Origin of the sequence: Micromonospora sp. MH99 (genome assembly GCF_021442385.1) — a bacterium.
GTDB lineage: Bacteria > Actinomycetota > Actinomycetes > Mycobacteriales > Micromonosporaceae > Micromonospora.
In genome coordinates this window covers 37,750-59,137 of record NZ_MUZA01000014.1, presented here as the reverse complement: position 1 = coordinate 59,137, position 21,388 = coordinate 37,750, and the positions used below count along the sequence as shown (strand labels likewise).

The window sequence follows — 21,388 nt, the reverse complement described above, 5'->3', positions numbered from 1 at the left end:
CCGCCTCCTCGACAAGTGTTGCTCGAACCCTACTCGCCAGTAGGCTACGCCCATGACCGACAGGTACGCGAGCTTCGTCCAATCGGCCGCCGGCCGCGCGCTGGTCAAGCGCCTCGGGCTGCCCGACCCGCCGCGACTGCGCCGACACCACCCCGGCGACCCGCTGCTGCCCGGGCCGGCGCTGCTCGGCGCGGCCGACGGCGGCCGGCTCGCCGAGCAGGTCACCACGATCCTGACCGCCGCCGGGGTCGAGCTGCGCGACACCGGCACGGCCGGGGCGCAGGACCGCTTCGGCGCCCTGGTGTACGACGCCAGCGGGATCACCGACTCGACGCAACTGCGCCAGCTCTACGACTTCTTCCACCCGCACGCCCGGGCCCTGCTGCCCAGTGGCCGGGTGATCGTGCTCGGCACCCCGCCCGGCGAGTGCCCGACGCCGCGTGCGGCGACCGCACAGCGCGCCCTGGAAGGGCTGGTCCGAAGCATCGGCAAGGAGTTCGGTCGCGGCACCACCGCCCAGCTCGTCCAGGTGACCCGCGACGCCACCGGCACCGGCCTCGAATCGACAGTGCGGTTCCTCCTGTCCGGCCGGTCCGCGTACGTCTCGGGGCAGGTCATCCGGGTCGGTGCCGGCGGGGCGAGCGCGCCGGCCGACTGGGACCGCCCGCTGGACGGGCAGGTCGTGCTGGTCACCGGGGCCGCCCGGGGCATCGGCGCGGCGTTGGCGAAGGTGCTCGCCCGCGACGGCGCACAGGTGGTCGCCCTGGACATCCCGGCGGCCGGGGACGCCCTCGCCGCGGTGGCGAACGACATCGGCGGTACGGCAGTCCAACTCGACCTGACCGCGCCGGACGCGCCGACCCGTCTCGCCGACCACCTGGCCAGCCGGCACGGCCGGGTCGACGTGGTGGTGCACAACGCCGGCATCACCCGGGACAAGACGCTCGGCCGGATGGACGCCGACCGGTGGGACCAGGTCATCGACGTCAACCTGTCCAGTCAGGAGCGCATCAACGACGTACTGCTGGAGCGGGAGCTGATCCCGGCCGGCGGGCGGATCATCGGCGTCTCCTCGATCGCCGGGATCGCCGGCAACCGGGGGCAGACCAACTACGCCACCAGCAAGGCCGGCGTCATCGGTCTGGTCGACTCGCTCGCCCCGGCCCTGCGTGACCGGGGGATCAGCGTCAACGCGGTGGCCCCGGGCTTCATCGAGACGCAGATGACCGCGCGCATTCCGCTCGTGGTCCGGGAGGCGGGCCGGCGGATGAACAGCCTGGCCCAGGGCGGGCTGCCGGTGGACGTGGCCGAGACGATCGGCTGGCTGGCCTGGCCGGCCAGCGGCGCGGTCAGCGGCAACGTCGTACGGGTCTGTGGCCAGAGCCTGCTGGGGGCGTGATGGGCAAACGGAGAGAGCCGGACGACCTGTCGGTCCACGAGCTGATCGAGGGCCCGACCGAGATCCTGTCGTCCGAGACGTTGGACGCGATCCGCCGGCCGCAGGCCCTCGACGCCGACGAGCAGACGCACGACCTGAGCGCGTCGGCGGCCCAGGTGAGAAGCGATCTCACCGGCCACGGATCGGCCGGCACGGGCAGCCGAGAGCGCGTCGAGTTGCCCCGGATGCCCGCGCCCGGCGCGCTGTACCGGCGGGCCGCGCTCGGCGCGCTGCCCGGACTCGGTGGGCGGCGCGGGGCCGACCTGCCGGCGGTCGAGTTCACCGTGGCCGGGGTGCGGACCGACCGCGCCCACCTGGCCGACTACGACCGGGTCTGCGGGTTCCGGCTCACCGATCGGCTGCCCGCGACCTACCCGCACGTCCTGGGCTTTCCGTTGACCCTGCGACTGATGACCGCGCCGGGCTTTCCCATCCCGCTGACCGGTGTGGTGCACGTCGGCAACCGGATCACCACGCAGCGCCCGATCACGGCCGACGAGGCCCTCGACTTCACGACGTTCGCCCAGGACCTGCGTCCGCACGACCGGGGGCGGCAGGTGGACGTGGTGCTGGTCGGCTCGGTCGACGGCGAGGAGGTGTGGCGCGGCGTCTCGACGTACCTGGGTCGGGACCGCGCACCCGGTGGGCGCGATCGGGGCGAGCGTCCGCCCGCGCCCACGGCCACGGCCCGCTGGCGGGTCGAACCCCACGTGGGCACCGAGTACGCGCGGGTCTCCGGGGACCACAACCCGATCCACACCTCCCGGCTCGGGGCGCGGCTGTTCGGCTTCCGCCGGCCGATCGCGCACGGCATGTGGAGCAAGGCGCGCTGCCTCGCGGCACTGGAGACGCGGCTGCCGGACGCCTGCACCGTCGAGGTGGCGTTCAAGCTGCCCGTACCGCTGCCGAGCACGGTGAACTTCACCCTGCTGCCGGACGGGGCATTCGCCCTGCACGACTCGCGCGGCCGGCCGCATTTGGCGGGTCTCGTGCGCTGACGCGCCCCTGCCGATCCTGATTCGGGCTTGGCAGGGGCGCACGTCTGCGCTACGTTGTTCTCAGAGCGAGATGATCTCAAGGTGAGGGAGACCCGATGAACGAGCAGGACTTCCTGGCCGCGTACGACCCACGGGCCTACCCGTCGGTCGCCGTGACAGTCGACGTGGTGGCGCTGACCATCCGCGACGACGCGCTGCACCTGCTGCTGATCCGACGCGGCGAGGCGCCCTTCGCGGGGCACTGGGCGCTGCCCGGCGGCTTCGTCCGCCTCGACGAGGACCTGGCCGCCGGCGCTCGACGCGAGCTGGCCGAGGAGACCGGGCTTGGCGGGGAGGCGCTGCGACGCGTACACCTGGAGCAGTTGGGCAGTTACGGCGCTCCCGACCGCGACCCGCGGATGCGGGTCGTCTCGATCGCCCACCTCGCGTTCGCACCCGACCTGCCGGACCCGGCCGCCGGCACCGACGCCGACGAGGCGAGCTGGCTGCCGGTGACCGCGCTGACCAGCCGGCAGCTCGCCTTCGACCACAGCCGCATCATCGACGACGCGCTGGAGCGGGCCCGGTCCAAGCTGGAGTACACGCCGCTCGCCACCCGCTTCCTCGCCGCCGAGTTCACGATCAGCGAGCTGCGCGCCGTCTACGAGACGGTCTGGGGGCACCCGCTGCACGCCGGCAACTTCCACCGCAAGGTGCTCTCCGTGCCGGGGTTCGTGGAGAGCACCGGCGCCAGCACCGAGCGCGGCGGTGCCCGAGGCGGCCCCCGCGCACGGCTCTACCGGGCCGGCGACGCCCGCCTGCTGCACCCGGCGCTGCTGCGCCCCGCCCGCGAGGAGACCGTGCGGTGAGGGCCACCGAGGCCATCGGCCTGGTCGCGGCCGCCCGCACCGACGCCGACCTGTTCGGCGCCGACCAGCCGGCCCGCCGCTACCGCGAGCTGGTCGCGGCCCTGCACCCCGACCGCCTGCCGGCCGACCCGGCGGTACGCGCCGAAGCCCTCGACGCGTTCATCCACGTCACCACCCGGTGGCAGGCCCGGCAGGTCACAGTCCTCGGCGACTACCGCCTCGGCACGCCGGCTCACTCGGGTGACCTGGCCGACCTCTACGACGTGGGCGACGACCGGCTGCTCAAACTCCCCCGACGGCCCACCGACAACGACCTCATGGCCCGCGAGGCGCACGCCCTGCGCACCATCGCCGAGCGCGGCGACCCGCGCTACCTGCCGTACGTGCCTCGGCTCGTCGACGAGTTCGCACACCGCGACGCCGCCTCCGGTGCCGAACGGCGGATCACCGTCCTCGCCACCGCGCCGGGCCTGCACGACCTCGAAGTGGTGCGACGCGCGTACCCCGACGGGTTGGACGCCCGGGACGTGGCCTGGATGTGGCGGCGACTGCTGGTGGTGCTCGGCCTGGCCCACCGGGCGGGCGTGGTGCACGGCGCGGTCCTGCCGCGACACGTGCTGATCGAGCCGGCCGCACACGGCGTGGTGCTTGTGGACTGGTGCTTCTCCGCAGCCGTCGGCAGCACGATCCCGGCCATGGTGCCCGGCCACCAGGACTGGTATCCGCAGGAGGTCCCCGGCAAGCGGCCCTGCGGCCCGGGCACCGACATCGCGATGGCCAGCCGCTGCATGAGCTGGCTGATGGGCCCGCGCGCGCCCCGCGAGCTGCACGCCTTCGCGCAGGGTTGCCGGCAGCGGGCCCTGGACGCCCGACCGGACGACGCCTGGGCACTGCTGCGCGAACTCGACCAGGTGTTGGACCGGCTCTACGGGCCACGCACCTTCCGACCCTTCACCCTCACCCCCTAAGGAGCTGTCATGGGCAGTGGAATCTGGTCCACCGACGTGTACGACGCCGCCGACCGCTACCGCCGGTCCACCGGCCGGAGCGCCTTCTCCTACAGCGACAGCGGCGCGCGCACCGTGCACCCCGCGCTCGACCCCCGCGACGCGAGCCGGGAGAGCCGGGACTCCGACGAGCACCCGCGATCGACGCCCATCGCTGTGCTGTTCGACGTAACCGGTTCCATGCGCAGGGTGCCGCGCGCCCTGCAGACCAAGCTGCCGCAGCTGCTCGGGCTGCTGCAACGGCAGGGGTACGCCAGCGACCCGCAGATCATGTTCGGCGCGATCGGCGACGCCACCTGCGACCGGGTTCCGTTGCAGGTCGGCCAGTTCGAGTCGGACAACCGGATGGACGACGACCTCGGCCGGATCGTCCTCGAAGGCGGTGGTGGCGGGCAGATGAGCGAGTCGTACGAGCTGGCCCTGTACTTCATGGCCCGGCACACCGTGACCGACAACTGGGAGAAGCGCGGCCGGCGCGGCTACCTGTTCATCATCGGCGACGAGCTGGCGTACCCGCAGGTGAAGGCTCGTGAGGTGGCCGGGCTGATCGGCGACAACCTCTCCGAGGACGTGCCGCTGCGGCAGGTCGTCGACGAGGTGACCCGCCGCTGGGACACCTACTACCTGCTCCCCGCCGGCAGCCACTACGCCGGCAACGCCAAGGTGCTCGACTTCTGGCGGGACCTCTTCGGGCAGAACGCCGTGGTGCTCGACGACCTCGACGCCGTCTGCGAGACCATCGCGCTCACCATCGGCCTCGGCGAGCAGGCCATCGACCTGGACGAGGGCCTTCGCCACCTGGACCACGCCGGCTCCAGCGCCACCGGCACCGTCTCGAAGGCCCTGGCCCGCCTCGGCCGGGGGCGGCGGGCCGAGGTGTCGACGCTGCCGGCGTTCCGCGACACCACCGGCGGGGTGACCCGGCTGTGAATCACGTGGCGGTGGTCGACCTCGGCTTCGGCGACGCCGGCAAGGGCACGGTGGTGGACTGGCTCTGCGCCACCCGCCCGGTGCACACGGTGGTCCGCTTCAACGGGGGCGCGCAGGCGGCGCACAACGTCGTACTGCGCGACGGGCGGCACCACACGTTCGCGCAGTTCGGCGCGGGCACGTTCCATCCCGGTGTCGGTACGCACCTGTCCCGGCACGTCGTGGTGGACCCGCTGGCGCTGGCCGCCGAGGCCGACCATCTCGCCACGATCGGGGTGCCCGACGCGCTCGACCGGCTGACCGTCGACGCCGACGCGCTGCTCGCCACCCCGTACCACCGGGCCGCCAACCGCGCCCGGGAGATCGCCCGGGGCGCCGACCGGCACGGCTCCTGCGGGCTGGGGGTGGGTGAGGCCGTCGCGTACGGTCTCGCCCACCCCGACGACGCGCCCCGTGTCGCCGACTGCCACCGCCCGGCCCTGCTGCGCCGGAGGCTCACCACCCTGCGGGACCGGCTGACCGCCGAGCTGGGCCCGCTGGACGCGCCACCTGTGGATGACTGCCTGCCCGCGTTCAGCGGGTTCGCCGGGCGGGTCGCCATCGTCGACGGGAGCTGGCTCGCCGGGGCGCTGCGTGCCGGGACCTGCGTCTTCGAGGGCGCGCAGGGCGTGCTGCTCGACGAGTGGCACGGCTTCCACCCGTACACGACGTGGAGCACCACCACGTTCGCCAACGCCGACAGCCTGCTCGCCGAGGCTGGTCAGGCCGGCGACCTGACCCGGCTCGGGGTGCTGCGGATCGTCACCACCCGGCACGGGGCCGGCCCGCTGGTGACCGAGGACCCGAGCCTGCCGCTGTCCGATCCGCACAACCCGACGAACCCGTGGCAGGGCCGGTTCCGGTTCGGTCACTTCGACGCGGTCGCCCACCGGTACGCCCTCGCGGCGGCCGGCGGCGTGGACGGCCTGGCGCTGACCCACCTCGACCTGGCCAACCCCGACCTGCGGATCTGCCGCCGCTACGACACCACCGACCGGCTCGACCCCGGCCCACCCGGCGACCTGGACCGCCAGGCCGCGCTCACCGACCGCCTGCTGGGCTCCCGCCCGGTGTACGACGACCCGCCGGCGGACTGGGCCGAGGCGGTCGGCGTCGAGCTGGGCAAACCTGTGGTGCTGACCTCGCACGGCCCCACCGCCGACGACAAGATCCCGCACGGCCCGCTGCTCACCCCACCCGCTCTGGCGCGCTCGGCCTGACATCCGGGACCGAAGGAGGTGATCCGCCGACTCGGCCACCGGGCGGCTCGCACCCGGCGAGCATGAGTGCATGGACGCCGCGCTCGACCTGCTCCGACAGCTGGTCACCTCGCCATGGGTGTACCTGCTGATCTTCGGGCTCACAGCGGTCGACGCGTTCTTTCCGGCCGTACCCGGCGAGGCGGCCGTCATCACCGCCGCCGTGCTCTCGACCGGCGGCAACCCCAACCTGGCAGCGGTGATCGCCGCCGCCGCGGTGGGTGCCTGCGCCGGCGACCACATCTCGTACGCCATCGGACGAGGTGGCGGTGCGAACCGGCTCGCCGGGTTTCCCGACGGGAGCCGACGGAGGGCCAGTTCCGAGTGGGCCCGGCGGGCACTGAACCGGCGCGGCGGGCTGATCCTGACCACTTCCCGCTACCTGCCGGGTGGCCGGACCGCCGTCACCCTCACCATGGGCGCGGTGCGGTATCCCCGCCGGTCGTTCCTGCTCTACGACGCGATCGCCACGGTCACCTGGGCCATGTACTGCGGACTGCTCGGCTACTTCGGTGGGCTGGCCTTCGAGCGGCACCCCGTCAAGGGCGTCCTCGCCGGCATCGGTCTCTCGGTGCTCGTGACGCTTGGCATCGAGGGCATCCGCTGGCTGCGCCACCGGGCGCACCGCCGCGCCGCCGCCCGCGACTGACCGTGCGGACCGACCCGACACCCGTCACAGCAGGTCGGCGTCGTACACCAGGATGGCCAACTGCACCCGGTTGCCCGCGTGCAGTTTCGCCAGCGCCCGGCTGACGTGTGCCTTCACTGTCGCCTCGCTCATCGTCAGCCGCCGGGCGATCTCCGCGTTGCCGAGCCCCCGCGCCACCTCCCGGACGATCGCCAACTCCCGCTCGGTAAGCGGCGCCAACCGCTCCCGGGCCGCGTCCCGGCGGGCCGGACCACGCTCGGCGAACGAGCTGATCAGACGCCGGGTCACCGTCGGGGCGAGCATCGCGTTCCCGGCGGCCACCGTCCGGACGGCGGAGGCCAGCTCGCGGGGCGGGGTGTCCTTGAGCAGGAAGCCGACCGCGCCGGCCCGCAGCGCCTGGTGCACGTACTCGTCGAGGTCGAAGGTGGTCAACATGATCACCTTCGGGCCGGCGGCGACCACCTCGGGCGCGACGGTCAGCCCGTCGACGCTCGGCATCCGCACGTCGAGCAGCACCACGTCGGGGCGTAACCGCCGGGCCTGCTCCAGCGCGCCAACGCCGTCGGCCGCCTCGCCGACGACGGTGATGTCCTCGGCGGCCTCCAGGATCAACCGCAACCCGGCACGAACCAGTTGCTCGTCGTCGACCACCACCACCCGGATCACGCCGCACCCGCCAGCGGGATCAGGGCCCGGACCAGGAAACCACCGTCCACGGGAGCCGCCTCCAACCGGCCGCCGAGCAGTTCCACCCGCTCACGCAGCCCGAGCAGCCCCTGCCCGGCACCGGGCAGCGTCGACGTCCCCTCGGACGGGCCGTTGCGGACCAGCACCTCCAGCCCGTCGGGCAGATAGCGCAGGCAGACCGTCGTCTCGGCGTCGGCCGCGTGCTTGCGCACGTTGGTCAGCGCCTCGCGAACCACCCGGTACGCGGTGCGGCCCAGCGTCGCGGGTAGCGCCATCGGCACGCCCTCGTCCTGCCGGGACACCCGGAGCCCGGCGGCACGGGACTCCCCGATCAACTCGTCCAAGGTGTCGAGCCCTCGCTCCGGCGTCACCGCCGGGTCGGTCTGGCGCAGCACACCCAGCACCTCGCGCAGGTCGGTGAGCGCCTGCCGGCCGGTCGTCCGGATCAGCGCGGCGGCCTCGACGGTCCCCGGGTCCACGGCGGTCACCTCCAGCGCGCCGGCATGCACCACCATCAGCGAGACCCGGTGTGCCACCACGTCGTGCATCTCCCGGGCGATCCGGGTCCGCTCCTCGGCGCGAACCCGGTCGGCGCGCGCCTCCTGCTCGCGTTCCAGCCGTTCGGCGCGGTCCCGCAGAGCGGCGAGCGTGTCCTGACGGGCCCGCACCCAGAGGCCGAAGACCAACGGCAGCCCGACCAGACAGGCGGCGAGCAGCAGCACGTTGCCGCTGGCGGCGGTGGTGATCCGGCGTACGCCACCCACCGCCAGGCCGACCAGCACCCCACCGGCCAGCACCACTGCCGCACCGGCGAGGTAGCCGGCGAGTTGGCGGCCGCGTAACCGCAGACCCGCCTGGTACGAGGCCAGCACCCCGGCGGCCGCCGCGGCGAGCACCAGCCAGCCGACCGCCGCGGCCAGGAACAACGGCCAGCGCCGAGTGCGGATCATGCCGGCCGCCCACGCCGAGCCCAGCGCGATCAGCAGCACGACCGCGCCCGGCAGCGGCGAACGGACCCCGATGTCACCTGTCGCGCTGGCCCAGACGGCCGCGGCGACCAGGACGGCGAGCATCTGCGGGGCGTACCGGTGGACGACCCGCCGGAGGGCGAGGGCGCTGGAGGCCACCCAGCGAGCCTAGGGCTCAACCGGCGGATCGCACCGGCCCGTGGCGCCGTACCCGGGTGCGGTGGGGGATGACCCCGACGCGCAGTCCGGGCCGGCCGCTACCTAAGTAGTGCCGCCCACCTGACCACTGGCCGATGGCAGCGGCCGCCGCCCGCACGAGCATCGGGATCATGGATCTGCTGGACCTGCTGCACGACACGATGTCCTCGCCCTGGGTGTACCTGGCGATCTTCGCGATCGCGGTGCTCGACGGCTTCTTCCCGGTCGTGCCGAGCGAGACGGCAGTGATCACGGCCGGGGTGTTCGCTGCCTCGGGAGCGCCGTACCTGCCGGCGGTCATCGTGGTGGCCGCCGCCGGCGCGCTGGTCGGCGACCACGTCTCGTACGCCATCGGGCGGAGCGGTGGAGGGCGACTGCTCGACCGGCTGCCGCCCGACGGTCGACGCCGGGCCGCCATCGACCGGGCCCGCCGGGGGATCGCCACCCGGGGCGGTCTGATCCTCACCGTGGCCCGCTACATCCCCGGCGGCCGGACCGCTGTCACCCTCACCATGGGCGCGGTGCGCTATCCCCGGCGACGGTTCCTGGCCTTCGACGCGCTGGCTGCCGGCTCGTGGGGGCTCTACTCGGCGCTGGTCGGCTACGTCGGCGGGCTGGCCTTCGAGCAGGACCCGCTGCGTGGCCTCCTGCTCGGTCTGGGCCTCGCCCTGACGGTGACTCTGGTCGTCGAGGTGGTCCGCTGGCTCCGCGGGCGGCGCCGCGCGGCGCGGGCCGGCGAGCCGGGCACCGACGCTGCCTCCGTCGGGACCGTCAGTCGGCCGGCGGACGCCAGGTGACGCCGTGCAGCAGTTGGGCGGCGCCGAGCCAGGCCACGTTCATCATCCGGGTGGCCGTCTTCTCCGGGTCGGCGTCCGGGTGGTCGGCGAGCCAGTCGGCAAGTGACTCGGTCGCGCCGACCAGGGCGTACGCGACGACCTCCAGGTCGAGGGCGGCGATCTCGCGGCCCTCGGCGCGCAGCGCGTGGTCGAGCATCCCGGCGACCACCTCGACCAGCCGGGCCCGCATGCTGGCCAGCTCTCCGGCGAACGGCTGCTCGCCCCGGGCCTGCCGGTAGAGCACCGCCCAGCCGTCGCGGTGCGCGCCGACGAAGCCGAAGAACGCCCGCAGGCCACGCCACAGCCTTTCGTCGGCCGGCAGGTCGGGGACGGCGGCGCCGGCGATGGCCTGCATCATCCGGGTGCCCTCCCGGTGCAGGCAGGCGACGAACAGCTCTTCCTTCGTCCCGAGGTACGCGTACACCATGGGCTTGGAGATGCCGGCGTCCTCCGCGATCTCGTCCATGCTGGCGGCGTGGAAGCCGCGCCGGGAGAAGACCTTCACTGCCGCGTCGAGCATCTGCTGCTCGCGGACGGCGCGGGGCAGGCGCTTGAAGGCGGGGACACTGGACACCTTGCGAGCATACCTACTCGTGCGTAGGGTTACGCGCGAGTAGCCAAATCTTCCGGAAGGCACATCTCATGACTGACTTCGACCCGGCCACCTTCGCCAACGTCGGCCCCAAGGAGTTTGCCCAGCTGGTCAAGTCCACCCCGGACGACAAGATCGCCCAGGTGATGTCCGGCGACCTGCGCGGCAAGGTCCTCGGTGAGGTGTTCGGCCGGATGCCGTCGCTGTTCCGCGCGGACCGGGCCGGCTCCACCAACGCGGTCATCCACTGGATCATCACCGGTCGTCCGGACGGCGGCAGCGACACCTACGAGGTGGTCATCGCCGACGGCAAGTGCGAGGTGAACGAGACTCCGCAGCACGACCCGAAGCTGGCCCTCACCATGGGCCCGGTCGAGTTCCTGAAGATCGTCTCCGGTGGCGCCAACCCGGTGATGATGTTCATGACCGGCAAGCTGAAGGCGAAGGGCGACCTCGGCCTCGCCGCCAACATCGCCAACCTGTTCGACATCCCCAAGGCCTGACATGGCTGAGTTCTCGCTTGACCTGAACGAGGAACAGCGGGATCTACGCGACTGGGTGCACGGCTTCGCCGCCGAGGTCGTGCGCCCGGCCGCCGCCGAGTGGGACGAGCGCGAGGACACCCCGTGGCCGGTGATCCAGGAGGCCGCGAAAGTCGGCCTCTACGGCTTCGAGTTCCTCGCCACCTGCTGGGCCGACCCGACCGGGCTCTCCCTGCCGATCGCCAGCGAGGAACTCTTCTGGGGTGACGCCGGCATCGGCCTGAGCATCTTCGGCACCTCGCTCGCCGTCGCCGCCATCTACGGCGCCGGCACCCCCGACCAGATGGTCGAGTGGGTGCCACAGTGCTTCGGCGACGTGGACTCCCCGGCCGTCGCCGCGTTCTGCACCAGCGAGCCGGAGGCCGGCTCCGACGTCGGCGCCATGCGCACCCGGGCCGTCTACGACGAGGCCACCGACGAGTGGGTGCTCAACGGCCAGAAGGCGTACGCCACCAACGGCGGCATCGCCGGCGTGCACGTGGTCACCGCCTCCGTTGACCCCACGCTCGGCTCCCGCGGCCAGGCCGCGTTCGTCGTACCGCCCGGCACCCCCGGCCTGGCCGCGACCCGCAAGCTGCGCAAACTCGGCCTGCGCGCGTCCCACACCGCCGACGTCTTCCTCGACGAGGTACGCGTGCCCGGCCGCTGCCTGCTCGGCGGACGCGACGCCCTGCTGGAACGCCTGGACCGCGCCCGCTCCGGGCAACGGGCCAGCGGGCAGGCCGCGATGCGCACCTTCGAGCTGTCCCGACCCACCGTCGGCGCGCAGGCGCTCGGCGTGGCCCGGGCCGCCTACGAGTACGCGTTGGACTACGCGAAGGACCGGGTCCAGTTCGGACGGCCGATCATCGAGAACCAGGCTGTCGCGTTCGCGCTTGCCGACATGCGGATGGAGATCGACGCGGCCCGGCTGCTGGTCTGGCGGGCCTCCTGGATGGGCCGCAACAACCGCCCGTTCACGGCGGGCGAGGGCTCGATGTCCAAGCTCAAGGCCGGCGAGGTGGCGGTGTCGGTCACCGAGAAGGCGGTGCAACTGCTCGGCGGGGCCGGCTTCCTGCGCGACCACCCCGTCGAACGCTGGTACCGCGACGCCAAGATCTACACCATTTTCGAGGGTACGTCCGAGATCCAGCGACTGGTGATCTCCCGGGCGATCTCCGGCACGCAGATCCGCTGAGCCTCCGGTCAGCCACCCCCTGGCCCGACCGCCGGCCGGGCCAGGGGCGGCGTCCTACCTATCCGTGCCGTCTTCGTCACCCCACGCCGATGCTGGCTGGGCCTGGTGCCGCGTCGGGTGCATGATCAAGGAAGAACGCCCTGCCGGACGGGAGTCACCTGCCTGTCCGCGTACCACCCCAAGGAGGTCTGCGGCATGGACCTGCCGTTCGTCGTCGCCACGCTGACCCGTCGCGGGCTGCTCACGCCGGGCCGCCCGGTCCGGATCGCCTCGCAGCTCAACGCCTTGCGCACCTGGGGGTGGAGTCTCGCCGGCGAACTACGCCAGGCAGCCGCCCGAGACCCCGGCCGACCGGCGATCATCGACGAGGACGGCGTCGAGCTGACCTACCAGGCGCTCCTCGACCGGGCCGAACGCATGGCCCGGTCGATGCGGTCCGGGCTCGGCGTACAGGCCGGGGACCGGATCGGCGTGCTGTGCCGCAACCACCACGGCCTGATCGAGACCATCGTCGCGGCGACCCTGCTCGGCGTCGACGCGGTCCTGGTCAACACCGGGCTCTCCGCCGCCCAGCTGTCCACCGTCGCCGAGGAGCAGCGGCTACGGCTGCTGGTGCACGACGACGAGTTCGCCGAACGGGTCCTCGGCCTCCCCGCCGAACTGCCCCGCCTCGACGAGCGCGCCCGCGAGGAACTGGTGGCCGGAGCGCTCCCCGGCGAGCTGCGCCCGCCGGAGCGCGACGGCCGGATCATCGTGCTCACCTCGGGCACCACCGGCGCCCCCAAGGGCGCCCGCCGGCCCACACCCAGCGGTTTCGGGCCGCTCGTGTCCATCATCGACCGCATCCCGCTGCACGCCAAGAACCGCGTGCTGATCGCCGCCCCGATCTTCCACACCTGGGGATTCGCCGCCCTGCAGGTGTGCTTCGCGTTGCGGGCCACCATCGTGCTGCACCGCCGCTTCGACCCGGCCGCCATGCTCGCCGCCCTGGTGGCACACCGCTGCGACGCCCTCTTCGCCGTACCCGTGATGCTCCAACGGCTGCTGGAAGTGCCCCCACCGGACCCGCGCCCCGCACTCAAGGTCGTCGCGGTCAGCGGATCGGCACTGCCCGGCGGGCTCGCCCCCAAGTTCATGGACGTGTACGGAGACGTCCTCTACAACCTCTACGGCTCCACCGAGGTCTCCTGGGCATCCATCGCCGGTCCCCCGGACCTGCGCCAGGCACCCACCACTGCCGGCCGGCCACCGCACGGCACCCGCCTGGAGATCCTCGACGCCGACGGCCAGCCGATACCGAAAGGTCAGGTCGGCCGCATCTTCGTCGGCAACGAGATGCTCTTCGAGGGCTACACGTCCGGCGCCAGCCGGGAGAGCCGCGACGGCCTGCTCGACACCGGTGACCTCGGCCGGCTCAACGCCGACGGGTTGCTCTTCGTCGACGGTCGGGCCGACGACATGATCGTCTCCGGCGGCGAAAACGTGTTCCCGTCCGAGGTGGAGGACCTGCTCGCCCAGCTACCGCAGGTCCGCGAGGCCGCCGTGATCGGCGTACCCGACCCGGAGTACGGCCAGCGGCTGGCCGCGTTCCTCGCCCTGCACCCCGGCGAGACCCTCGACCCCGAGGCGGTCCGCGAGTACGTCCGGCGCTACCTCGCCCGCTTTTCCGTACCCCGGGACGTGGTCTTCGTGAAGTACCTGCCCCGCAACGCCACCGGCAAGGTGCTCGCCCGGGAACTACGCCGCTACTACGGCTGAGGCGCCAGCCTCAGCCCGGGATCGTGATCCGGCCCTCGACCGCGGCGGTGGCGATGTCGGTGCGATGCTGCGAGCCGGCCAACTCCACCCCGTCCACCAGCGCGTACGCCGCATCCCGGGCACTCGCCAGGTCGGGGCCGGTGGCCGTACCGCAGAGGACCCGGCCGCCGGCGGACAGCAACGCGCCGTCGCTCGCCCGGCGGGCGGTGCCCGCGTGGATGATGCCCGGCCGGTCCGCGCCGGTGATCACGTCGCCGGTGCGCGGCGCGGCCGGGTAGCCCTGCGCGGCTACCACCACGGTCACCGCCGCGCCGTCGTGCCAGCGCAGCGGAGGGTGCTCGGCAAGCGTGCCGGTGGCCGCCGCGTGCAACAGCCCACCCAGCGGGGTCTCCAGCAGGGCGAGCACGACCTGGGTCTCCGGGTCGCCGAAGCGCGCGTTGAACTCGATCACCCGAGGACCGGCGGCGGTCATCGCGAGGCCAACGTAGAGCAGGCCCGCGAACGGGGTGCCCCGGCGGCGCAACTCCGCCAGGGTGGGGTGGACCACGTCGCGCATGACGTCGTCGACCAGGCCGGGCGGCGCCCAGGGCAGCGGCGCGTACGCGCCCATGCCGCCCGTGTTCGGGCCCGTGTCGCCGTCGCCGATCCGCTTGAAGTCCTGTGCGGGCAGCAGCGGCAGCGCCGCCTCGCCATCGGTGACCACGAACAGGCTGACCTCCGGACCGTCGAGGAACTCCTCGATCACCACCCGGCCACACTCGGCGGCGTGCGCCAACGCGGCGGACCGGTCGTCGGTCACCACGACGCCCTTGCCGGCGGCCAGACCGTCGTCCTTCACCACGTACGGGGCGCCGAACTCGTCAAGCGCCCGCGCGGTGGTCTCCTCGTCCGTGCAGACGTACGCCCGGGCGGTCGGCACACCGGCGGCGGTCATCACGTCCTTGGCGAACGCCTTGGAGCCCTCCAGCTGGGCGGCCTCGGCCGACGGGCCGAACACGGCGATGCCCTTGGCGCGTACCGCGTCGGCGACACCGGCGACCAGCGGCGCCTCCGGCCCGATCACCACCAGGTCAGCCGCGGTCTCCACGGCCAGCGCGGCGACAGCGGCCGGGTCGGTCGCCGTGACGGCCCGCAACTCGGCAACCGAGGCGATGCCCGGATTACCAGGCGCGGCAATCAGCGCCGAAACAGCCGGATCGCGTTCCAACCCGAGCGCGAGAGCATGCTCCCGCCCACCACCACCCACCAAGAGAACCCGCACGACGGGCATCCTACTGGCCGCCCCGCCCACCGCCGCGCATCGCGCCGGTGATCATGAAGTTATTGCCCGCTGTTGCGGTGTGTCGTGGCAACAACTTCATGGTCAACGAACTCGGGCCGCGGCCATTGCCTGACGGACCGTCCAGGGAATGTAGTCGGGGCGCAGAGTGTCCTTCCAGGTGAATCGGAGGACCGTCCAGCCGGCGTTCACCAGGCGGTTCTGGCGTCGTCGGTCGACGAACACGGCTTCCGGCAGACCGTGCGGGCCTCGGCCATCGGCCTCGGCGATGATCCGGTGGCGACGCCACGCGAGATCACCGATGCCCAGCAGATAGCCGTCGTCGTCACGCACCTCAAGTTGCAGCGCATCGGGCGGCACTCTGCCGTCGACGCATCGGAGTCGGGCACGCGTCTCGAGTGGCGACTGTGCCCGCCCGTCCACCTCGCTGAGGAAGCCGCGTGCCGCGACCGCGCCACGCCGCCCGCGGATCAGGCGCGGGAAGGAGAGCAGATCTTCGGCGGTCACCAACCGACGGTTCAATGCCGAGTCCAGCACACTCACCGCCGAGAAACGATCAACCCGCAGGCTCACGTCGGCAAGGGTCCGGAGCGGTTCGGTCACGGTGAGCCCGTCCACCCGGACAAACTGCCCGGACGGAACGACCAGCTGATGAACCACCACCTCCGGATGAGCGATCCGGGCTGGCCTGGCGACCGGGCCAGGCACCGACAGGTGGATCACATCGGTGGCCTTCAGACCAGCCATCCCGTGCAGTTCGGCGGCTGTTGCGAGCACTGCGCCGGCCGACGGCCCAAAGGATTCCAACGCCGCCCTGATCCGCGCCCGTCGGGGCACCCCGTCATACAGGTCGGCGTCCACCAGGTAGCTGCCACGCGCCACGACGCGCCAACGGCCCGCGCGACAGAGCCGTTGCACTTCGTGGGTGGTGAAACCAGCGGCTCGCGCCTGCCTGAGCGTCACAATCCCGTCCCGCGCGGAGGCAACCCGCCGTACCGCGTCCAAGGCATCCACCCGGCCACCCTGACCCACCGGGGAACCCCAGACACACCCCTGTGGACAACCAGCGCTTCCCTGTGGATAACCAGGCGCCCCCGCCTGGGTTGATCATGAAGTTATTGCCACGACACGCCGGAACGGGTGGCAATAACTTCATGATCACCGGGGCGGGGGCGGGGGCCGGGGGCCGGAGGGGGTTGGGGTTAGGGGAGGAGGGGGTGTTGGACTACGTTTTCTTCTCGGCCTGGGCCTACGCCGATGACGCTCACCCTCGTGTTGCAGAGTTCCTCTACGCGGGCGATGTAGCGGCGGGCGTTCTCCGGCAGCTCGTCGACGGTGCGGGCCTTGGTGATGTCCTCCCACCACCCGTCGAGCTCCTCGTACACCGGGGTGGCGTGGTGGAAGTCCGTCTGGCTCATCGGCATGTCGTCGACACGCTTGCCGTTGATCTCGTAGCCAACGCAGATCGGCACCTTGGGCAGCCCGGTGAGCACGTCCAGCTTGGTGATGACCAGGTCGGTGACGCCGTTGAGGCGGCAGGCGTACCGGGCCACGACCGCGTCGAACCACCCGCACCGGCGCTCCCGGCCGGTGGTGGTGCCGTACTCCGCGCCGATCTTGCGCAGGTGCGCGCCGTTGGCGTCGAACAGCTCGGTCGGGAACGGTCCCGAGCCGACCCGGGTGGTGTACGCCTTGCTCACCGCGATCACCTGGTTGATCGCGGTCGGCGGGATGCCGGCGCCCACGCAGGCGCCGCCGGCCGTCGGGTTGGACGACGTCACGAAGGGGTACGTGCCGTGGTCCATGTCGAGCATGGTCGCTTGGGCGCCCTCCAGCAGCACCGTCTCGCCCCGGTCCAGCGCGTCCCAGAGCATGGCCCGGGTCTCGGCGATGTACGGCTTGAGCCGCTCCGCGTACTCCAGGTACTCCTCGACGGTGGCCTCGAGGTCGATCGCCTTGCGGTTGTAGACCTTGAACAGCATCTGGTTCTTCTCGCGCAGCGCGAGTTCCAGCTTCTTGCGCAGGATGCCCGGGTCGAGCAGGTCCTGGAGTCGAATGCCCATCCGGGCGACCTTGTCGCCGTACGCCGGGCCGATGCCCCGGCCGGTGGTGCCGATCCGGGACGAGCCGAGGTACCGCTCGACCACCCGGTCCAGTGCCCGGTGGTGCGGCATGATGAGGTGCGCGTCGCCGGAGATCCGCAGTCGGGACACGTCCACCCCGCGCTCGGCGAGACCGTCGATCTCGGCGAGCAGCACCTTCGGGTCGACGACCACGCCGTTGCCGATGACGATCATCGCGCTCGGCGAGAGCGCCCCGGAGGGCATCAGGTGCAGCGCGTACTTCTGGCCGTCCGGGGTGATGACCGTGTGCCCGGCGTTATTGCCGCCGGAGTAGCGCACGACGTAGTCGACCCGCTCACCCAGCAGGTCGGTAACCTTGCCCTTGCCCTCGTCGCCCCACTGAGCGCCGATGAGCACGATCGCTGGCATCTTTTCCGCCTCCAGAAGGCTCGGGTGCCAGGTGGCGACCGGTTGGCGAGCCCGGGGTGTCAGGTTAACAAGTAGTGACGGCGCGACCGGCAGGGGTCGCGTCGAGAGGCAGGAGGCTCCTTCCGTGTACGACGTGGTGCTGCTCACTCTCTCCTCGGAGCGCGACGCTCCCGGGGGCTGTGGCAGCGGCGGAGCCTGCTGCGGCGGCGCGACCGGGACCGACACCGGCGTCAACGGGTCGGACGGGGCTGCCGTTGGCACGGCGACCGACGCCGGCACCGACCCCGGCGGGAAGCCGGGCGACGGCGACCGGTGCGCCACCGATCGACCCCGGGTGCCGGTGCTGGCCTGCGCCGATGCCCTGACCGCCCGGGGTGCCCGGGTGCAGACGGTCACCGCCCGCTCGGACGCGGAGATCGACGCGGTGTTGGCCCAGCTCGACGGTCCGGCCCGCCCGGACGGTCTCACCTGGCCGGATTCGGACGGCAAGACCCGGCTGGTCGTCGCCACGGCGAGCGACGGGCAGTTGCGCGCCGTGCTGCGCCGGCTCGTCCGGCGGTACGCCCCACCGCCGAGTCGCCGTCCGGCTGACCTGCGCAATGACCGGACCCTGCCCGACCTGCCGCCGGTCGCCGTACTCCCTCTCGACCCGGCGCGCGGCGGCACCCACCGGGACCTGGCCGCGCAGCTCGGGCTGCCCCGCGACCCGGTGGCCGTAGCGGCCGCCGTGTTGGACGGCACGCCACGCCGGCTGGATCTGCTGCGCAACGACGGCGGCTCGGTGACCCTGGACGGCGCTCTGCTCGGCGCCGCCGATGACGCCGGGCGTCCACTGCACTGGCGGGCCCGGGTGGAGGTGGACGACGCCATCCTCACCGACGGCGACGAACCGCTGCTGGCCTGCGCGATCGGCAACGCCGGCGGGTACGCGTCGCTCGACGACGTGGCGCTGCTGGCCGCGCCGGACCCGGCCGACGGCCAGGTCGAGGTCGCGGTGGCCGTCCCGGTGGTCGTCCGCTCGGCGTTGGGACGCAAGCGGGTACGCCTGGAGGTGCGGCGGGCCCGGGGGCGGGCCGTGTCGGTGCTGCCCCGGGAGGGAAAGGTGCCCTACCTCGACGATGGCGTCGAGGGTGAGCTGACCCGCAAGCGCTCCTGGTGGATCGAACCGGGTGCCTGGGCGGTCTGGGTGGTCTGACCCCGACTGCGCCGACCGGCCCCGGTCGTCCGGTGGGCCTATCCTCGCAGGAGGACTGGGGAGGAACCGTAATGGACAAGAACGCCGACCGGGCGCAGGTGCCCGGCCAGCAGCCGGTGCCGGAGCGGGACATCGAACCACTCTGGCCACCGGATCCGGCCGAGCAGGGCGCGGGTGACGTGGTGCCGCCGTGGGCGGCGGTCGCCGAGCAGCGGGGCGGTCCACCGCCGTCCGCGCCGTCGTCGGCCGTCTCGCCACCGGTGGCCGCGCCGCCGACCGGCCGTCCGCCGGTTCCCGGGCAGCCGGGGGCGGCGGCCCTGCCACCGCCGTCTCCGTCGGACTACCCGTCCCTGACCGGGGCGGTGCCGCCGCCGAGCGGCTGGGGAGCCACCGGCCCGAACGGTGCGCGTACGGGCTGGGCACCGGCGCAGCCGAGCTGGCCACCCGCCGACGCGCCGGCAACTCCACCCGCGCCGGCCACTCCGCCCGTGCCTCCCGTTGCGTCGACAGCACCGGTACCGCCGGGGGTGGGTGCCCTCGTCGGGCCGGGTAGTGACACGTTCCCGCCGACGTCCGGCACTCCGGCCACCGGCACGCGCCCGGGGGCGACCCCAGCCGAGGCCGCGGCCACCCCAACCGGAGCCGCAGGCACCCCAGCGGCAGCCGCAGGCACCGCGACCGGAGCCGCAGGCACTGCGACCGGAGCCGCAGGCACCGCAGCCGGAGCGGCGTCCGCCGACGAGCCTGTCCCCGGTCCGGTCAACGATCCGCCCGCCGCGTCGGGCGGCGTGGACCTGGACCTGCCGTTCTCCCTGGACCGCCCGGCGGCAACAGTCACGCCCGCCGACCGACCGACCCCGGCAGGCCCGCCCACCTCAGGGCCGGTAACGACAGACCCCGGCACGGCCGGCCCGCCGGCCGCAGGCCCCACCACCACAGGCCCAAGCACCGCAGGCCCCGCCACCGCAGGCGAAAGCACCGCAGGCCCGACCACCCCAGGCCCAAGCACCGCAGGGCCGGCCACCGCAGGCTCGGCCACCGCGGGCTCGGCAGCGGCGGGGCCGGCAGCGCAGTCTGGCGGACCGGCCGGCACCGGGGAGAACGGCCCTGCCGGCGGAGCGGCACGGCCGGCGGCCGAGTCGCCCTGGGCGTACCCGCCGCAGCGTCCGGCCAGCCCACCCCCGTCGACCGAGGGCCAGGCCACCGTCGCGCCGCCGCCGATTCCCGCGCCGCCCGTTCCACCTCCACCGCCGCCGCCCGCCGTCGACCAGGGCACCGGAGCGGGGCAGACGTACGCCGGCCAGACGTACGCCGGTCAGACGTACTCGCCGGCGATTCCCGGCCAGGCCGGCCCGGCGCCGGTCGAACCCCCACAGCAGGGCGCGGTGCCGACCCCGCCGCCGGGGCCGTTCCCGCCGTCGCCGGGCTGGTATCCGCCGCCCTGGCAGCAGGCCGCGGCAGCGGTTCCACCGGCGCCGCCTCAGCAGTACCAGGAGACCGACCCGGTGGCGCGGGTGCCGGCCACCGGCTACCCGGACGCCACCTGGACTCCGGAGACCACTGCCGCGCCGACGGCCGAGGACTTCGCGCGCCGCCGGCAGGTACGACCCGCCGACCCGGTGGCCACCATGGGCGTACGCGCGGTGGTCAACAAGATCGGTCTGGTCCGGCTCTCGCCGGGGCGGCACGAGCAGGAGCTCAAGCGGGACATCGAGATGGTGCGCCGCAACTTCGGTGGGCTGCGGCAGGTAACAGTGGTCAACCCGAAGGGCGGCGCCGGCAAGACGGTGGCCATCCTGCTGCTGGCGATGACCTTCGGGCAGAAGCGCGGCGGCTACGTGCTGGCCTGGGACAACAACGAGACCCAGGGCACGCTCGGCATGCGCGCCCAGCAGGACTTCCACTCCCGCACCGTGCGGGACATGCTGCGCGACCTCGGGCAGTTCCAGGGCGCGCACGGCCGGGTCGGTGACCTGTCGCAGTACGTCCGCTCGCAGGGTGAGGGGATGTTCGACGTCCTGGCCTCGGACGAGTCGGCGACCGGTGGCGAGATGCTGACCGCAGCCGCGTTCGCCGAGATCCGCGAGGTGGTCAGCCGGTTCTACAAGCTGATCTTCGTGGACACCGGGAACAACGTGCGGGCGCAGAACTGGCAGGCGTCGATGGACGCCACCGACCAACTCGTGGTCACCATGTCGGCCCGTAACGACTCGGCGGAGACGGCCGCCCGGATGCTCGACCACCTGGAGCAGAGCGGCCGGCAGCGGCTGGTCCGGCAGGCGGTGACCGTGGTGTCGATGCCGCCGTCGCGCAAGGAGATCGACCTTCCGGCCATCCAGGAGCACTTCGCGGCCCGGACCAGGGCGGTGCTGCTGGCGCCGTACGAGCGGCTCATCGACAGCGGCGAGCCGATCCGGTACGGCGGGCTCTCCTCGGCCACCCGCGACGCCTGGTTGAAGATCGCCGCCGCTGTCGCCGAAGGGTTGTAGCCCGTCG

19 protein-coding genes are annotated in these 21,388 nt (G+C 73.1%); 13 read left to right on the top strand and 6 right to left on the bottom strand.

Annotated elements, in window-relative coordinates:
* The first annotated feature begins 52 nt into the window (after positions 1 to 52).
* The 7 genes from B0E54_RS10405 (at position 53) to B0E54_RS10375 (ending at position 7,168) form a co-directional block, all read left to right on the top strand.
* Positions 53 to 1,399 carry a 3-oxoacyl-ACP reductase gene (locus B0E54_RS10405; RefSeq protein WP_234583153.1) on the top strand — a complete coding sequence of 449 codons (1,347 nt, stop codon included), beginning with the start codon at positions 53 to 55 and terminating at the stop codon, positions 1,397 to 1,399.
* Positions 1,399 to 2,436: a MaoC/PaaZ C-terminal domain-containing protein gene (locus B0E54_RS10400; RefSeq protein ID WP_234583152.1), complete on the top strand. Its 1,038-nt coding sequence runs from the start codon at positions 1,399 to 1,401 to the stop codon at positions 2,434 to 2,436. Before B0E54_RS10405 ends, B0E54_RS10400 begins: the two co-directional genes overlap by 1 nt.
* A 95-nt stretch (positions 2,437 to 2,531) precedes the next feature.
* Positions 2,532 to 3,284 (top strand): NUDIX domain-containing protein, encoded by a 753-nt coding sequence (locus B0E54_RS10395; protein ID WP_234583151.1) that lies wholly within the window; start codon positions 2,532 to 2,534, stop codon positions 3,282 to 3,284.
* Positions 3,281 to 4,252, top strand: a complete 972-nt coding sequence (locus B0E54_RS10390; protein WP_234583150.1) for a serine/threonine protein kinase — start codon at positions 3,281 to 3,283, stop codon at positions 4,250 to 4,252. Before B0E54_RS10395 ends, B0E54_RS10390 begins: the two co-directional genes overlap by 4 nt.
* Before the next feature lie 9 nt (positions 4,253 to 4,261).
* On the top strand, positions 4,262 to 5,221 hold the full coding sequence (locus tag B0E54_RS10385; RefSeq protein ID WP_234583149.1) for a hypothetical protein: 960 nt from the start codon (positions 4,262 to 4,264) through the stop codon (positions 5,219 to 5,221).
* On the top strand, positions 5,218 to 6,480 hold the full coding sequence (locus B0E54_RS10380; RefSeq protein ID WP_234583148.1) for an adenylosuccinate synthetase: 1,263 nt from the start codon (positions 5,218 to 5,220) through the stop codon (positions 6,478 to 6,480). Before B0E54_RS10385 ends, B0E54_RS10380 begins: the two co-directional genes overlap by 4 nt.
* Before the next feature lie 70 nt (positions 6,481 to 6,550).
* Complete coding sequence (locus B0E54_RS10375) at positions 6,551 to 7,168, top strand: DedA family protein (RefSeq protein WP_234583147.1); 618 nt, start codon at positions 6,551 to 6,553, stop codon at positions 7,166 to 7,168.
* A 24-nt stretch (positions 7,169 to 7,192) separates the two neighbouring features.
* On the opposite strand, the gene B0E54_RS10370 is transcribed toward B0E54_RS10375, so the two are convergent.
* Positions 7,193 to 7,834 (bottom strand): response regulator transcription factor, encoded by a 642-nt coding sequence (locus tag B0E54_RS10370; protein WP_234583146.1) that lies wholly within the window; start codon positions 7,832 to 7,834, stop codon positions 7,193 to 7,195.
* Positions 7,831 to 8,982, bottom strand: coding sequence for a sensor histidine kinase (locus B0E54_RS10365; protein WP_234583145.1), 1,152 nt, complete (start codon positions 8,980 to 8,982; stop codon positions 7,831 to 7,833). Before B0E54_RS10365 ends, B0E54_RS10370 begins: the two co-directional genes overlap by 4 nt.
* Positions 8,983 to 9,152: 170 nt before the next feature.
* On the opposite strand from B0E54_RS10365, the gene B0E54_RS10360 reads away from it, so the two are divergent.
* Positions 9,153 to 9,818: a VTT domain-containing protein gene (locus B0E54_RS10360; RefSeq protein WP_255786772.1), complete on the top strand. Its 666-nt coding sequence runs from the start codon at positions 9,153 to 9,155 to the stop codon at positions 9,816 to 9,818.
* Here the strand turns inward: B0E54_RS10360 and B0E54_RS10355 are convergent.
* Positions 9,793 to 10,431: a TetR/AcrR family transcriptional regulator gene (locus tag B0E54_RS10355; RefSeq protein ID WP_234583144.1), complete on the bottom strand. Its 639-nt coding sequence runs from the start codon at positions 10,429 to 10,431 to the stop codon at positions 9,793 to 9,795. The two genes, B0E54_RS10360 and B0E54_RS10355, sit on opposite strands and share 26 nt — an antisense overlap.
* Before the next feature lie 68 nt (positions 10,432 to 10,499).
* On the opposite strand from B0E54_RS10355, the gene B0E54_RS10350 reads away from it, so the two are divergent.
* The 3 genes from B0E54_RS10350 (at position 10,500) to B0E54_RS10340 (ending at position 13,926) form a co-directional block, all read left to right on the top strand.
* The gene (locus B0E54_RS10350) at positions 10,500 to 10,952 is read left to right on the top strand and encodes an SCP2 sterol-binding domain-containing protein (RefSeq protein ID WP_234583143.1); all 453 of its coding nucleotides are present in this window, start codon (positions 10,500 to 10,502) and stop codon (positions 10,950 to 10,952) included.
* A 1-nt stretch (position 10,953) separates the two neighbouring features.
* On the top strand, positions 10,954 to 12,168 hold the full coding sequence (locus B0E54_RS10345; protein ID WP_234583142.1) for an acyl-CoA dehydrogenase family protein: 1,215 nt from the start codon (positions 10,954 to 10,956) through the stop codon (positions 12,166 to 12,168).
* Positions 12,169 to 12,363: 195 nt separating this feature from the next.
* Positions 12,364 to 13,926, top strand: coding sequence for an AMP-binding protein (locus B0E54_RS10340; RefSeq protein ID WP_234583141.1), 1,563 nt, complete (start codon positions 12,364 to 12,366; stop codon positions 13,924 to 13,926).
* 10 nt (positions 13,927 to 13,936) lie between these two features.
* Here B0E54_RS10340 and purD read toward each other — a convergent pair whose 3' ends face one another.
* From purD to B0E54_RS10325, 3 genes are all read right to left on the bottom strand, one after another.
* Entirely contained in the window at positions 13,937 to 15,187 is a 1,251-nt protein-coding gene (purD, locus tag B0E54_RS10335; RefSeq protein WP_234583140.1) for a phosphoribosylamine--glycine ligase, read from the bottom strand.
* A gap of 102 nt (positions 15,188 to 15,289) precedes the next feature.
* Entirely contained in the window at positions 15,290 to 16,219 is a 930-nt protein-coding gene (locus tag B0E54_RS10330; protein ID WP_234583139.1) for a type IV toxin-antitoxin system AbiEi family antitoxin domain-containing protein, read from the bottom strand.
* 188 nt (positions 16,220 to 16,407) lie between these two features.
* Entirely contained in the window at positions 16,408 to 17,697 is a 1,290-nt protein-coding gene (locus B0E54_RS10325) for an adenylosuccinate synthase (protein ID WP_234583138.1), read from the bottom strand.
* 124 nt (positions 17,698 to 17,821) lie between these two features.
* Here B0E54_RS10325 and B0E54_RS10320 point away from each other — a divergent pair, with 124 nt between their 5' ends.
* On the top strand, positions 17,822 to 18,892 hold the full coding sequence (locus tag B0E54_RS10320) for an acylglycerol kinase family protein (protein WP_234583137.1): 1,071 nt from the start codon (positions 17,822 to 17,824) through the stop codon (positions 18,890 to 18,892).
* 71 nt (positions 18,893 to 18,963) lie between these two features.
* Positions 18,964 to 21,381: a chromosome partitioning protein gene (locus B0E54_RS10315; protein WP_234583136.1), complete on the top strand. Its 2,418-nt coding sequence runs from the start codon at positions 18,964 to 18,966 to the stop codon at positions 21,379 to 21,381.
* Positions 21,382 to 21,388 lie beyond the last annotated feature (7 nt).